Source organism: Phycicoccus sp. 3266 (assembly GCF_031456495.1).
GTDB lineage: Bacteria > Actinomycetota > Actinomycetes > Actinomycetales > Dermatophilaceae > Pedococcus.
This window is the reverse complement of record NZ_JAVDUW010000001.1, coordinates 1,066,014-1,079,212: the sequence shown is the minus strand read 5'-3', so window position 1 is coordinate 1,079,212 and position 13,199 is coordinate 1,066,014. Positions and strand designations below refer to the sequence as shown.

Here is a 13,199-nt window from a genome sequence, read left to right as displayed (position 1 = left end):
CCAGCAAACCGGAGGACTTCATGAAGACCATCACCAAGGCATGCACCGCCGCGGTCGCGGGCACCGCCCTCGTCGGCGCCGTCCTCGCCCTCGGGTCCGGCTCGGCCACCGCCGAGTCGTCGACCTGGGTCGGCGGCGACGTGCCCGCGCCCAACGCGCGCGTCGGCGTCCAGAACAACGTCCTGGCCCCCGGGCTGCGGACCACGCCGGTCGCCTGGGGCGCCCTCGGCCTGACCAACGCCGACACCGCTGCCGGGATCACCCACTACGGCTACGACACGGCGAACGGCGGCCCCCTCACGCAGGACCAGAAGGAGGCGTTCAAGACCGAGCCCGACAAGAACGTCTACCTGACCTTCGCCGGTCACCACTACCTGTACCAGGGCCACGAGGGTGGTCCCCGCGGCTACGTCACCCGCATCGACCTCGACCAGGCCGACCCTGCCAAGCGGGTCACGCTGATGAGCGACTCCGACACGTCCGGTGGCACGCTGCCCACGTTCGACGGCATCACCTGGAACCCGTTCACGCACCAGCTGATGCTCACCGCGGAGGCCAAGGCGCCGAACGGCGGTGTCTGGGCGCTGTCCCTGGACGCCGACGGTAACCCCGTGACGGGCAAGGCCGTCGGGCTCCCGGCGCTCGGGTCCGGCGGTTACGAGGGCATCCAGAACGACTCGGCCGGCAACGTCTGGCTGGTGGAGGACATCGGCGGCGCGTCGGCGTCCGGTGGCAAGAAGCCCAACAGCTTCGTCTACCGCTTCGTGCCGACCGACAAGGCTGACCTGACCGCCGGCGGCACCCTGCAGGCCCTCCAGGTGCACCGCAGGGACGGCTCGCCGATCACCGCCTCGCAGCTCGCTGCCGACCCGTCCTCGAGCGACATCGCGGCCCTTCACGACCCGCGCCGCTCGTTCGCCACGAAGTGGGTCGACGTCCACAGCGGGACCGCTGCCTTCGACGCGACCGCGTCGGCCGCGGCGGCGGACGCCACGCCGTTCAAGCGACCCGAGAACGGCGTCTTCCGTCCCGGCACCGGCTTCGGCGAGTTCTACTTCACGGAGACGGGCGACACGAGCACCAGCAGCACCCTGCCCGGTGCCTACGGCGGCGTCTTCCGCATCTCACAGTCCTCGCCGTCGGCCGACACGGGCCGGGTGTCCATCGTGGCTGTCGGCGACAAGGCCCACAGCGGCCTGGACAACATCGCCTTCGCCGGCCGCGACGACCTGCTCGTCGTCGAGGACGCCGGTGACGGGCTGCACCAGCAGCGCAACGCCTTGGACTCCGGCTACCGCGTCGACCTGCGCCGCGCGGCCGAGGGCGACAAGAAGGGTGCACGCATGACCCGCTGGCTGGCCGAGGGGCGCGACGCCTCCGCCCTGTACGACGCGACCACCTCGCCCGGCTACAACGACGGTGACAACGAGATCACCGGCATCCACGTCTCCGACGGCGACCCCACCGTCGGTGGCCTGCTCGGCGCCAAGCTGCCGCACCCGTTCGACGGCAGGTGGCGGGTCTTCTGGACCCAGCAGCACGGCGACAACGTCACCTGGGAGGTGACCGGCGGCGCCGAGCGGCGCTGACCGCGGGACCACCCGGCGGCGCGGCCTCGACCCCGATGGGGTCGGGGCCGCGTCCGTGTCCGTGCCGGTTCCTCGCGGTGGCCGTTCATCCGGGACGTATGCCGTGCCGGCACCGCGCGGCACCGAGCCGGCGTGGCGATCCGGCGCGGGCGGCGGGACGATGAACCATGGGCGGCAGCAGGCACCGGGAGGTCGAGCGGAAGTACGTCGTCGACGACCGGGCGGCCGTCCCGGTGGACGACGCACCCAGCGGGAGCCGGTGGACCGGTCCGCAGGAGGTGCGACTCGAGGCGGTCTACTTCGACACCCCGGACCTCGACCTGCTCCGGCGCGGTGTGACGCTGCGCCGCCGCACCGGCGGCACGGACGAGGGGTGGCACGTCAAGGTGCCGCGCGCCGACGGCGAGCGGACCGAGCTGAGGCACCCGCTCGGGCGTGCGGTCCGGGCCGTGCCGGCGGCGGTCGTCGACGAGGTGCGCGCCATCGTCCGCGACCGCACCCTCGCCCCGGTCGCGACGGTCACCACGCACCGGACCGAGTACACGCTGGCCACGGACATCGCGACCCTGGCCACGCTCTGCGACGACCGCGTGACGGCCGACTCCGCCCTCGGCGAGGGCGGACGCACGACCTGGCGCGAGTGGGAGCTCGAGGTCGCCGAGGACGCCCTCGAGCCGGCGACGGTGCTCGCCTCGCTCCACCCCACCCTGCGGGCCGCGGGTGCCCGGAGGTCGCCGGACTTCTCCAAGGTCCACCGGGCGCTCGGACTGTCGCCCGACCTCGGACCATCGCACGTCGTGGGGTCGTCGACGAATCGGGCCCGGACCGAGCGGGCCCGGACCAAGCGTCCCCGGACGACACGCGACGTGGTCCGGGACCGGCTCGCGCACCAGGTCGCGGTGCTCCACCGGCAGGACGCCGCGCTGCGGGCCGGCGACCCGGCCGCGGTGCACCGCCTGCGCATCGCCGCACGACGGATCCGTGCAGCACTGACGACGTGCGAGCCGGTCCTGGCGGAGTCGGTGGACGACGTCCGCGACGAGCTGCGGTGGCTCGGCCAGGTGCTCGGCCCCGCGCGCGACGCCCAGGTCCAGCGCGAACGGCTCGGCGCCTCGCTGGACACCGTCCCGCCCGACCTCGTCCTGGGGCCGGTCCGTCGTCGCCTCGACCTGGAGCTGCGCCGGCAGGAGCGGGACGCCCTGGCCGCGGCCCGCCTCGCGCTGCGTTCCGAGCGGTACTACCGCCTGCTCGACCACCTCGACGCGCTGGTCGCGGACGTGCCGCTCTCGCCGGGTGGCGAGGGGCCGGCGCGTCGGGTGCTGCCGGGCCTGGTGCGCCGGGATGCCCGCAGGCTGCGGCGGGCCGTGCGCGCGGTGGACGGTGCTGCTGCGGGCGAGCGCGACGCTGCGCTGCACGAGGCGCGCAAGAAGGCCAAGCGGCTGCGCTACGCGGCTGAGCTGGCCCGGCCGGTCGGGTCGGCGAGGGCGCGGAAGCTGGCCCGACGGGCCAAGCGGGTGCAGGAGGAGCTGGGCCGGCACCAGGACTCCGTGATGGCCCGGGAGGTGCTGCGCCGGCTCGGGGCGCAGGCGTTCCTCGAGGGCGAGAACGGCTTCACGTTCGGGTTGCTGCACGGGCTCGAGCGGCTCGCGGCCGCCGACTCGCAGGCCCGGTTCCGCCGGGCTTGGACCGCGGTCCCGAGCCCTCGGGACGCCGAGTCCTGGGTCGCGCGAGGCAGGTAGCAGCGGCTCACCGCTCCGCTGGTCCGGTGGGTGAGCCCGCCTCAGGCTGGGGCGGCCGGTGGGGTGCCCGCGGTCGCGGGAGGTGCGGCCTGGCCGGTGCGCACCGCGCGCGCAGCCGTGGCGACCTGCGCCACCCCGAGGATCACGAGGATCCACCCCCCGACCCGGGTGAGCGTGAGCAGTGCCAGGGCCGGCCAGAAGAGGATCACGAGCGCCCCGACCACCGAGAGCGCGCCGCCGACGGCCAGCAGCGCGCGCTGGCCGGGCTCCCGGCCGCCGGAGAAGGCGCTCACCAGGTCACCTGCGCCGTCGAGCAGCCAGCTGACACTGACCAGGACCACGATGACGGCCAGGGACGTGAACGGGTTGCGCATGCAGATGAGGCCGGCGACCGTCACCATCACACCGAGGACGACGAGCAGCGCCCGGACCCAGGTCTCGAGGCCGGGGGCTGCGAGCCCGAGCAGGGTCCGCCGGATCCCGGTGACGAGCAGCTGGGCCCCGAACAGCACCGCCACCACGACGAGGGTCACCCCTGGCCAGGCGAGGGCCGCGATCCCCAGGACGACGCTGCACGCCCCGACGACGACCCCGGACCAGCCCAGCCGCCGGCGGAGCTCGGGGGTGAGGCCGGGCATCGTCCCGGACGAGGTGGACACGGAGGACTCGGACATGGTTGCCCCTTCCAGCAGCATCATGACCGGCGTCCCTCTGCGCCTCACGACAGCGTGCGCGCGTGCGGACGACGTCGTCAATCCCTGTGCCGGGAAAGCCTCGGCGAACGAGGCGCTACCGGTGCGACCGTGCCCCGGGCTTGCGCCAGACGTGGAACGCGGCCGCGAGGACGAGGGTCCACGTGAGGCCGACGGCATACCCGGCCACGACGTCGGAGACGAAGTGGGCCGCCAGGGCCACCCGCGAGAAGCCGATGAGCAGCGTCAGGAGGACGGCGACACCGACGGCCAGCCGTCGCCGCCACCCCGTGCCGAGGTATGGCCACAGCACGAACAGCAGGACCGTGAAGCCGGTCGCCGCCGCCTGGGCGTGGCCGCTGGGGAAGCTCTGCCCCGGCGGGTGGATGAAGGGGTGCGACACGACGGGCCGGTGGCGGTGGACGACGTCCTTGATGGCCGTGTTGAGCAGCGAGGACCCGGCGTTCGCGACGAGGACGAACACCGCCACCCGCACCCGGCGCCGCCACAGCAGCCACGCCACGAGCACGACCGAGACGACCTGCCACCCCAGCCCGCCCGCGACGGCGCTGACGAACTCCATGACGCTCGTGAATGCCTGGTGCCCCAGGGCGAACCGGTGCAGCCCGTCCCTCGCCCCGTCGTCCAGCTCCAGCAGCGGGGTCCACTTGGTCTCGACCCACAGCAGCAGGAGCAGGACGGGTAGCGAGCCGACCGCGACGGAGAGCCCGGCGGTCGCCACGCGCAGCGCGAGCTGCCGGTCGACGGGGTCCCTGGCCCCGCCACGACTCGTCTCCCGTGGCTTGGCTGCGCCGCTCACGCCGGCTCCGTGGGCTCCTGCCGGGACTCGCCACGGCGCTTGCGCACGACGTGCACGGCGTATGCCGCGAGCGCCAGGGCCAGCACGACGAGGGCGCCGTCCTTGCCCATGGCCGACTCCACCTTGGCGTAGGACGCCCCGGCGAGGTACCCCGCCAGGACCACCGCGACACCCCAGGCGAGGCCCCCGGCGGCGTTGAAGAGGAGGAAGCGGCGGTACGGCATACGGGCTGTGCCGGCGAGCGCCGGCATCACGGCCCGGAAGAACGCCACCCAGCGGCCCAGGAACACGGCTGCCCCGCCGCGCCGGGCGAGGAAGTCCTGCGCGTCGTCGAGGCGCCCGCGGCGCTTGTCGAGCACCGACCAGCGCAGGATGCGGGGCCCGACCTGCCGACCGACCTCGTAGCCGACGCTGTCACCCACGATCGCGGCCAGCACGACGGCCACCACGACGGCGGCCAGCGGCGCGTGGCCCAGGCGGGCGGCCACACCGGCGAGCACGGCGGCCGTCTCCCCGGGGAGCACGAACCCGACGAACAGCGCGTCCTCGGCGAACACCACGGCGCCGGCGATCGCCAGCACCACCCAGGTCGGGGCGTCCAGGATGTGGTGGACGAAGCCCCCCATCAGCGCACCCGGTCTGCGGTGGCGCTGCCTGTCGTCGCGGCGTCGCGACGCCCGAGAGCCTCGGCGGCAGGGGGCGCGGGGTCGACAGGCTGGGGGAGCTCGTGCACGTGGGACCTCCTGGGGGAGCCTGCCCGCGCGGTCGGAGCGAAGCCGTCTGACCAGCCGCGACCGGTGCGCTGCCTTCCTTCGTCGTGCCTGTTCTGCGGCACCCCGGACGCGGGTGCGACCGGAATGGTCGCCACCCTCATTGTGGGGCGGTCGGAACGGGGTCGCACGTCCGTCGACCCAGCGCGTGGAGGCGTTGGGTGCGATGGACGCCCGGTCCGGTACGCCCCAAGGCTCAGCCGACCGTGGCGGCACCCACCCGGTCGAGGTGCCGGAGCGCGGCGGCGTAGGAGCTCGCGGCGGAGCACTCGAGGTAGGGGATGCCGTGGTCCTCGCAGTACTGCCTGACGACGGGCTGGGCGCGGCGCAGGTTCGCCCGGGGCATGCTCGGGAACAGGTGGTGCTCGATCTGGTAGTTGAGGCCGCCGAGCAGCGCGTCGGTGAACGGGCCACCGCGGATGTTGCGGGACGTGAGCACCTGCCGCAGCAGGGGGTCGGCGGCCTGCTCGGGCCCCAGCACCGGCATCCCCTTGTGGTTCGGGGCGAAGGCGCAGCCCAGGTACAGGCCCTGGACGGCCTTGTGCACCGCGACGAACGCAATGGCCTGGGGCCACGTGAGCGTGGTTGCCAGCAGCGTGCCGTAGGCGAGGAAGTGCGTCGCGAGGAGAACGCGTTCGGTGGTCCGTGACCGCGTCCCGCCACTCCACGACCACCGGATGCTGGCCACGTGCAGGTTGACGGCCTCACCCAGCAGCAGCGGGAAAAACAGTGCGGCCTGGTGCCGCGTGGTCCACGCCGCGAGCCCGCGCCGCACCCTCGCCTGGCTCGAGTCGAAGACCAGCACGCCCGTCCGGACGTCGGGGTCCTTCGTCAGGTCGTTGGGGTGCGCGTGGTGCGCGTTGTGCTTCGCGATCCACCAGCCGTAGCTCAGCCCACCCATGAGGTTGGCGGTCGCCAGCCCGAGGCGCCGGCTGGAGCGGCGGTTGCGGGTCACCTGCTGGTGGCTCACGTCGTGGCCGAGGAACCCGAGCTGGGTGGAGGTGACGGCCAGCACGACGGCCCCGAGCAGCAGCCACCACGAGTGGCGCCAGACGACCATCCCCGCGACGACGCCGGACAGCACGACCAGCACGCCGACCGCCTGCAGCACGTAGGACGACGTCCGGGTCTCCAGCAGCCCGCGCTCCCGCACGAGGGCGGTCAGCTCGGCATACCGCGCCGTCGAGGGGGTGGTGACGCCGACGACCGGCGCGCTCATCTGGCCTGGTCCCGCGGCCCCACCACGTCGTCGGCCGTCACCTCGCCGAGGAGCCGGGCTGCGTCGGTCGCCGGTGTCGCCGGCGGGATGACGGTGATGCGGCAGCGGCTGGCGTCCAGCATCGACAGGACGAGACGGTGGGTGTCGTCGCTGGCGAAGTGCCCGGTCTTCATGCGCTTGCCGTGCACGGGCACCCACCTCGGGAGGTCCTCCCAGTCGGGGGCCGAGTAGAGGACGCGGACGATGGCACCCCTGGACGCGGGCCACTCGTCGAACAGCTCGGTCAGCTCGTGCCCGAGCGTTCGGCTGCGGGGCCACCACGCCCCGTCGGGGAGGGCGTCGTCGTGCTCCGCGCGGAGGGCGAGCCGTGGATCGTGGGTCTGAGTGGCCATGACGCCACCACCTTCGGTGGATGCTGCCCCAGACTCAGTCGACCCGGCGGACTCGGACCCTGAGTCCTGGTGTGTGACCTGACACTCGCACTACGACGACTGTACGCCTGTTCGACCGGTCGCGCCGGTCGCGAGGGCAGAGCCGGGAGGGCTGCCCGGTGCGAGGGACAGAACCCACCCCCACCTCACGGCTGAAGCGAGATGGGGGCCGGGTCGGCCTCCGACGGGACGGAAGGAGGTCGTTGCCGTTGCCAACGCTAGTGCGGCCGGTGGGATCGCGCCGATCGGGCGCCCACCCGGACGCCGGCATCGGGCTCGGGAGGACGACGGGGCGGCGCGACCGGCCTGCTCACGCTCGCCGGGCGGACGCCACGCCGCCGGAGAGCAATCCTCGAATCCGGCGGCGTGGCCGGCTGCGACCGCCGGGATACCGTGCTGGCCGTGTCCGCGCCGGGAAGCCCGTGCGCATCAGGCCTGCTGCGACCGCCTCAGGCGTCCTGGTCCCTGCCCGCACCCGCACCCGACACGTCGGCGTCAGCAGCGGTCATGGTGAGGTCGGACAGGATGCCTTCCTCGCCGAGTGGGTCGACGTAGCCGGGAGGGGGCGGGGGGTCGTGGGGCAGGGGCAGGCGGTCGGGCGGCACCGAACCCGCAGGGGGCCGTGTCTCGTGGCGTTCACTCATGGGACGTCACCTCGGCTCCCGCCCGGGTGCGCCGGGCGGCCACGACTGCGTCCGGCCTCCCGACGCCGAAGGGTCCTTGAGCGCCCACTCCTCCAGCAGCTGCAGGGCATACAGGAGGACCAGGACGGCGAGGGGGAGGCAGAGGGTCGCAAGCATCATCGAGGCACCACCGGAGGACTGGCCGGGCGCGGGTAGGACCTGAGCCGACCGGGACGGACGCGGGGGGAGGGACCCGGTTGCCCGGGGAACCAGGAGCAGGAATGGGGGAGGACAGGCGCCGCGTGAGGGGAGACGGCGCCTGTCCGGCCGGACGCCACGGCCCGCCCGCCCCCCGGCAGGAGCGGACCGTGGCGCAGCTCGGGCACCGGCTCAGAGACCCAGGCCGGTAAGTGGCCGGACACCGGCCAGAAGCATGGCGGTCCCTGTCCCGACGAGCTTGGTTCGTAGCATCATTCGATCTCAACTCCTCCTGCGGGGAAGCCCATCGTGTGGGCCTTACGGAGGTGATGAGTCCGTGGCGGCCCCCGCATGACGCGGACTGCCCGGTACCGCCCAGGCGCCGGTCGCGGGGCCTCGAGGGCGATCCACCCCGCCCCCCGGCGTCATGCCGTCGGGGGATAGGCGTCCGGGGTGTCGGCGTCCCGGCGGTCGGCGTGCTCGGGGCGCTCCGGGTGAGGGTTCGGCCTGCGGGCGCGCTGCACGAGGTCCACCGTGGCCAGCACCTCGAGCAGGAACTCCGACGCCGCGGTGGCGATGCTGCGCAGGTCCTCCCCGGGCGACTGCTCGAGCACCTCGGTCAGCACCTCGTGGTGGACGTGCGCCAGGTCGAGCACGCTGACCCCGTCCTCGACCGCGCGGTGGCCGAGCTCGTAGCCCGCCGCGAGGGCCGCCTCGCTGCGCCGCGGCAGGTAGCGCAGGAAGGCCGCGCGGTAGTCGCGGGCCAGCGACTCGGCATACACCGCGCTCACGCCCCGTCGTCGCGCACGGCGGTGGGGACCGGCCGCCCGGTGGCCTCGGCGAGGTAGGCCAGGCCCTCCTCGAGGTCGAGGGCGGTCGGGACGTTGCCCGTCCCCATGCCGAGCTGGACCATCGCGAACGCCACCTCGGGCTGGATCCCGACGATGACGGTGACCGCGCCGCGCAGGCGCGCCATCTCCGCGATCGTGCGCAGGGTGCGGGCGCCGAAGCTGTCGAGCACGTCCAGGGCGGCCACGTCGATGATGACGCCGCGGGACCGGTGCTCCCCGATCGCGGCGATGAGTTCGGACCGGAACCGGAGCATCTCGGTGTCGTCCAGGGCAGTGTGGATCGACGCGACCAGGGTGTGTCCCTGTCGCAGGATCGAGACGAGTGCCGGTCCGGAGCTCACGAGCCCGTTGCCACGTCCTTCCGCGTCACGGAGTACCCGAGCAGCCGCTCGGCCTCCTCGAGGCCTCCCTGCAGGTCACCGATGGTGTTCATCTTGCTGAGGTCCACGCCGAGCGTCACGAGCGTCTGCGCGATCGTCGGCGACAGCCCCGTGATGATGACGCTGGCGCCCATGAGCCGTGACGCGTCGACCGTCTGCACGAGGTGGTTCGCGACCGTGTGGTCCACGTCCGGGGCGCCGGTGATGTCGATGACGACGACTTTGGCGCGGTGGGTGCGTATGCCGGCGAGCAGCTGCTCGGTGAGCTGCCGGGCCCGCTGCTGGTCCAGGACCCCGATGATGGGCAGGATCAGCAGCCGCTCGCGGACGGGGAGCACGGGGGTCGACAGCTCGCGGATGGCGTCCTGCTGCTGTCGGATGACGCGCTCGCGCTCCTCCACGAAGCTCACGGCGACCGTGTTGGCGATGCGGTTCGCGGCCGGCTCGTACGCGTCGAGGACCTGGTTGAGCAGGCCGAAGTCACGCTGGTACTTCTCGAACAGCGACCGGGCCAGCACGTCGCGCAGCAGCAGCACGATGCCGACGACCTCGTGCGTCTCCACCCCGCGCGGGATGATCCGCTCCGACAGGTCGCGGGCGTAGTGCTGCAGGGCCTCGACGCTGCCCGTCTCGAGCACCTCGACGTAGTTGTCGTAGACCGATGTGGTCTCGGCCGCCATCTCCTGCGGGGTCATGGCCTCCAGGAGGTGGGCGTCGTGGATGCGGGAGGCCCACTCGTCCCGGAGCTTGGCCCGGTGCTCGCGCAGGTGCGCCACGAGCTGCGGCAGCAGCTGGGTGCCGTCCAGGCGGTGCAGGTCCGCTCCCGCGTGGCCGCCCTCCGCAGACCGGCCGGTGTCGTTCTCGGTGCCCATGGTCATCCTCTCTCGAACCACTTGGTCATGCTCACGGTCGTGCCCCGCCCCGGCTCGCTGGCGATGCTGAACTCGTCCATCAGCCGGCGCGCCCCCGGCAGCCCCAGGCCGAGGCCGTCGTACGTGCTGTAGCCGTCGGCCAGGGCCTGCTCGACGTCGGGGATGCCCGGACCGGTGTCGCGGGCCACGACGCGGATGCCGCGCCGGGGCTGCTCGAGCAGCTCGACGACGATCTCGCCGCCGTCGGTGAACCGCACGATGTTGCGGGCGATCTCCGAGACCGCCGTGGCGAGCACGGTGAGGTCGGACCCCGTGACGCCGGCCCGGGCGGCGAGCTCGCGCGCTGCCTGCCGTGCCGCGACGACGTCGGGGTCGGCCCCGATGGGCACGCGCACCTCGTCGTCGCGGGCCGGTCCCCGCCCGAGCAGGGGCTGGCTGAGCCGGGCGCACAGGTCGCACTCCAGCAGGTGCCGCGCCGCGTCGACCTCCCGCTGCCGGCGTCGGTCGGCGCCCGACAGGGCGAGCAGGACGGGGCGGCACTGCTCGGTCGGCGGCTCGACGTGGTCGAGCGCCAGCAGGTACTCGACCCGCAGCCGGGCACGCGTGCGCTTCAGCTGCGCAGCCACCGCGCCGGCGGTCGAGCCGGCCTCCTCGGCCAGGCTGTGCGTGTCCTGGCCCGAGACCTCGTGGGCGAGGAGCACCTGGCGCTCGCGCGCGCTGAGCCGCTCCAGCGCGACGCTGACGGCCTCCTGCTCCTCGGAGGCGACGACGAGCTCGTCCGGGGCGTCGGGCTCGGTGGGGTCGTGCACGCGGTGCCGGTTGCGGGCGGCCCGGTCGTCCTGGCGCCACATCGACGCGACCACGTTCCGCGCGGTGGCGATGGCGTAGGGCTCGAGCATCCCCGGCTCGATCCGGTCCTCGGCGGCCAGGACGCGGACGAGGACCTCCTGGACGAGGTCGTCCGCCTGGGGGTGCGCGCCCACCCTGGCCCGGACGATCCGGCGCACCATCGGGATGAGGCCCGCGACGTCGCCCGCGCCCCCCTCGTCCTGCGGCGGTGGTGCCGCCTCGGCCGTGGCCACGTGGCGACCCTACGCTCCTGCGGGGAATTCGCACGCCCGCTGACCTGCGGTTTCTCGGCCCGTCGACGGGCGCCGACCCCGGTCGCGCGTCGACCTTCAGCCGAGGAGGCTGCCTTCGCTGATCGCCTCGGCGTCGGCCCGCAGGCTGCGCTCGTCGACGACGAAGCCCTCGGCCTCGCGGGCGGCGATGCCCGCCCGCAACGCGGCATACACGGCCTCGGCGGGCTCGCCCGCCATGGTGTCGCGCACCTCGCGCAGGACGGCGCGCAGCGTCGCGTTGGCAGCGTCGAGCCGGGCGACGTCCTCGTCCTCGAGCATCATCGGCGCGCTGCCGGGGGCGAACTCGAAGCGCGTCACGGTCGGCCGCTCAGACCCAGCTCGGGAACCACATGCGCAGCGACCACTGGCTCTGCGGGATGACCTGCGCGGTGTAGATCGGCCAGAAGAACGCGAACAGCGCCAGCGTCAGCAGGCAGTAGGCGCCCACGACGTAGAGGCCGACCTCGCGGCGGCGCCAGGAGTCGGTGCGCCGACCCAGGACGAGCCCGAGGACGAACACCACGCCGAAGATGATCCACGGCTCGAAGGCCACGGTGTAGAAGGAGTAGATGGTCCGCTCCTCGAGGCCGAACCACGGCAGGTACCCGCCCGCGAGCCCGGCCAGGACGGCGCCCGCCCGCCAGTCGCGGTGGAACAGCCAGTAGAAGAGCAGGACCACGATCGCGACGGCACCGAGCCACCAGACCGACACGGTCCCGATCGAGGTGATCGCCTTGCTGCACTGGGCGACCACGCAGCCGTCCTGGCCCTGCTTCGGCCCCTCGTAGAAGAACGAGGTCGGCCGGCCCTGGACGACCCACGACCACGGGTTGGTCTTGTACGGGTGGTTGTCGTGCAGGTTGACGTGGAAGGTGTAGATCTCCTGGTGGTACTGCCACAGCGAGCGCAGCGCCGGCGGCATCCACTGCACGCCCTGACCCGGGTTCTGCACGGCCCACTGCCGGTCGTAGCCGCCCGAGGACCGGAACCAGCCGACCCAGGAGACGAGGTAGGTCGCCAGCGCGGTCCCGCACATCACGACCGCGGCGTACAGGCCGTCGCGCACGACCGCGCCGCTGAACCAGTGCCGCACCCCGGCAGCCCGACGGGCGCCCAGGTCCCAGAACACCGTCATCAGCCCGAAGGCGACGAGGAAGAACAGGCCGGACCACTTGGTGCCGGCGCACAGGCCCAGGCTGACGCCGGCGACCCAGCGCCACGGCCGCCATCCGAGCCAGGGCCCCTGCCCCGTCGCCAGCTCGCGCACCGACATGCCTGCGACCTTCTCGGCGAGGATCGCGCGGGTTCGGTCCCGGTCGATGAGCAGCGCGCAGAACGCCGCCAGCGCCCAGAACATGACGATGAGGTCGAGCAGCCCGGTGCGGGACTGGACGAAGTGGTGCCCCTCGAAGGCCACGAGGAACGCCGCGATGGTCCCCAGCAGCGAGGACCCGAACAGCCGCCGCGCCGCCCGCCCGACCATGAGGATCGACAGCGTCCCCAGCACGCACACCGAGAACCGCCAGCCCCACGACGAGGTCTGGCCGAACAGCTGCTCGCCCACCGCGATGACCCACTTGCCGACCGGCGGGTGGACGACGAGGTCCCCCTGGCTGCCGAAGACGTCGGGCGTGCCGTTGGTGAAGAGCTCGTCCGGCTTCTTGATCGTGTCCGGCACGCGCATCTCGACGCCGTAGTCGAGCATCGAGACGCCCTGCTTGACGTAGTACGTCTCGTCGAAGACCAGCTGGTGCGGCCGGTCGAGCGACCAGAACCGCAGGATGCCGCCCACGACGGCGAAGAACAGCGGCCCGAGCCACCCCCAGAGTGTGTCGGTGGGCCGGAACCCGAGCAGGCGGGATCGCAGTTGGTCCACCCGGGTCATGCGCGTCAT

Annotated in this window: 15 protein-coding genes; 2 read left to right on the top strand and 13 right to left on the bottom strand. The window is 73.3% G+C overall.

From position 1 onward, the window contains the following. The first annotated feature begins 20 nt into the window (after nucleotides 1-20). Together J2X64_RS05120 and J2X64_RS05115 are read left to right on the top strand one after the other, a co-directional pair. A complete protein-coding gene (locus tag J2X64_RS05120; RefSeq protein ID WP_310150566.1) occupies nucleotides 21-1,589 on the top strand; it encodes an alkaline phosphatase PhoX in 1,569 nt (522 codons plus the stop codon). Nucleotides 1,590-1,756: 167 nt separating this feature from the next. Then, nucleotides 1,757-3,328 (top strand): CYTH and CHAD domain-containing protein, encoded by a 1,572-nt coding sequence (locus J2X64_RS05115; RefSeq protein ID WP_310150564.1) that lies wholly within the window; start codon nucleotides 1,757-1,759, stop codon nucleotides 3,326-3,328. Between the two features lie 41 nt (nucleotides 3,329-3,369). Here J2X64_RS05115 and J2X64_RS05110 read toward each other — a convergent pair whose 3' ends face one another. From J2X64_RS05110 to J2X64_RS05050, 13 genes are all read right to left on the bottom strand, one after another. Beyond that, nucleotides 3,370-4,002, bottom strand: a complete 633-nt coding sequence (locus tag J2X64_RS05110; RefSeq protein WP_310150562.1) for a DUF308 domain-containing protein — start codon at nucleotides 4,000-4,002, stop codon at nucleotides 3,370-3,372. A gap of 115 nt (nucleotides 4,003-4,117) precedes the next feature. Further along, nucleotides 4,118-4,840 (bottom strand): phosphatase PAP2 family protein, encoded by a 723-nt coding sequence (locus J2X64_RS05105; RefSeq protein ID WP_310150560.1) that lies wholly within the window; start codon nucleotides 4,838-4,840, stop codon nucleotides 4,118-4,120. Next, nucleotides 4,837-5,466 (bottom strand): DedA family protein, encoded by a 630-nt coding sequence (locus J2X64_RS05100; protein WP_310150557.1) that lies wholly within the window; start codon nucleotides 5,464-5,466, stop codon nucleotides 4,837-4,839. The genes J2X64_RS05105 and J2X64_RS05100 overlap by 4 nt, the downstream gene beginning before the upstream one ends. Before the next feature lie 340 nt (nucleotides 5,467-5,806). Next, the gene (locus J2X64_RS05095; protein WP_310150554.1) at nucleotides 5,807-6,829 is read right to left on the bottom strand and encodes an acyl-CoA desaturase; all 1,023 of its coding nucleotides are present in this window, start codon (nucleotides 6,827-6,829) and stop codon (nucleotides 5,807-5,809) included. Then, nucleotides 6,826-7,221, bottom strand: coding sequence for a DUF5994 family protein (locus J2X64_RS05090; RefSeq protein WP_310150552.1), 396 nt, complete (start codon nucleotides 7,219-7,221; stop codon nucleotides 6,826-6,828). Before J2X64_RS05090 ends, J2X64_RS05095 begins: the two co-directional genes overlap by 4 nt. Nucleotides 7,222-7,709: 488 nt before the next feature. Next, nucleotides 7,710-7,904 carry a hypothetical protein gene (locus J2X64_RS05085; RefSeq protein WP_310150550.1) on the bottom strand — a complete coding sequence of 65 codons (195 nt, stop codon included), beginning with the start codon at nucleotides 7,902-7,904 and terminating at the stop codon, nucleotides 7,710-7,712. A 6-nt stretch (nucleotides 7,905-7,910) separates the two neighbouring features. Next, nucleotides 7,911-8,063 carry a hypothetical protein gene (locus J2X64_RS05080; protein WP_310150547.1) on the bottom strand — a complete coding sequence of 51 codons (153 nt, stop codon included), beginning with the start codon at nucleotides 8,061-8,063 and terminating at the stop codon, nucleotides 7,911-7,913. A 443-nt stretch (nucleotides 8,064-8,506) separates the two neighbouring features. Then, nucleotides 8,507-8,872, bottom strand: a complete 366-nt coding sequence (locus tag J2X64_RS05075; protein WP_310150544.1) for a phosphatase RsbU N-terminal domain-containing protein — start codon at nucleotides 8,870-8,872, stop codon at nucleotides 8,507-8,509. Further along, a complete protein-coding gene (locus J2X64_RS05070) occupies nucleotides 8,869-9,273 on the bottom strand; it encodes an STAS domain-containing protein (protein WP_310150540.1) in 405 nt (134 codons plus the stop codon). The genes J2X64_RS05075 and J2X64_RS05070 overlap by 4 nt, the downstream gene beginning before the upstream one ends. After that, on the bottom strand, nucleotides 9,270-10,184 hold the full coding sequence (locus J2X64_RS05065; RefSeq protein ID WP_310150537.1) for an STAS domain-containing protein: 915 nt from the start codon (nucleotides 10,182-10,184) through the stop codon (nucleotides 9,270-9,272). The genes J2X64_RS05070 and J2X64_RS05065 overlap by 4 nt, the downstream gene beginning before the upstream one ends. A 2-nt stretch (nucleotides 10,185-10,186) precedes the next feature. Continuing rightward, the gene (locus tag J2X64_RS05060) at nucleotides 10,187-11,266 is read right to left on the bottom strand and encodes a sigma-70 family RNA polymerase sigma factor (RefSeq protein WP_310150534.1); all 1,080 of its coding nucleotides are present in this window, start codon (nucleotides 11,264-11,266) and stop codon (nucleotides 10,187-10,189) included. Between the two features lie 96 nt (nucleotides 11,267-11,362). Next, entirely contained in the window at nucleotides 11,363-11,623 is a 261-nt protein-coding gene (locus tag J2X64_RS05055) for a hypothetical protein (RefSeq protein ID WP_310150532.1), read from the bottom strand. Between the two features lie 10 nt (nucleotides 11,624-11,633). Continuing rightward, entirely contained in the window at nucleotides 11,634-13,190 is a 1,557-nt protein-coding gene (locus J2X64_RS05050; protein WP_310150529.1) for a phospholipid carrier-dependent glycosyltransferase, read from the bottom strand. Nucleotides 13,191-13,199 lie beyond the last annotated feature (9 nt).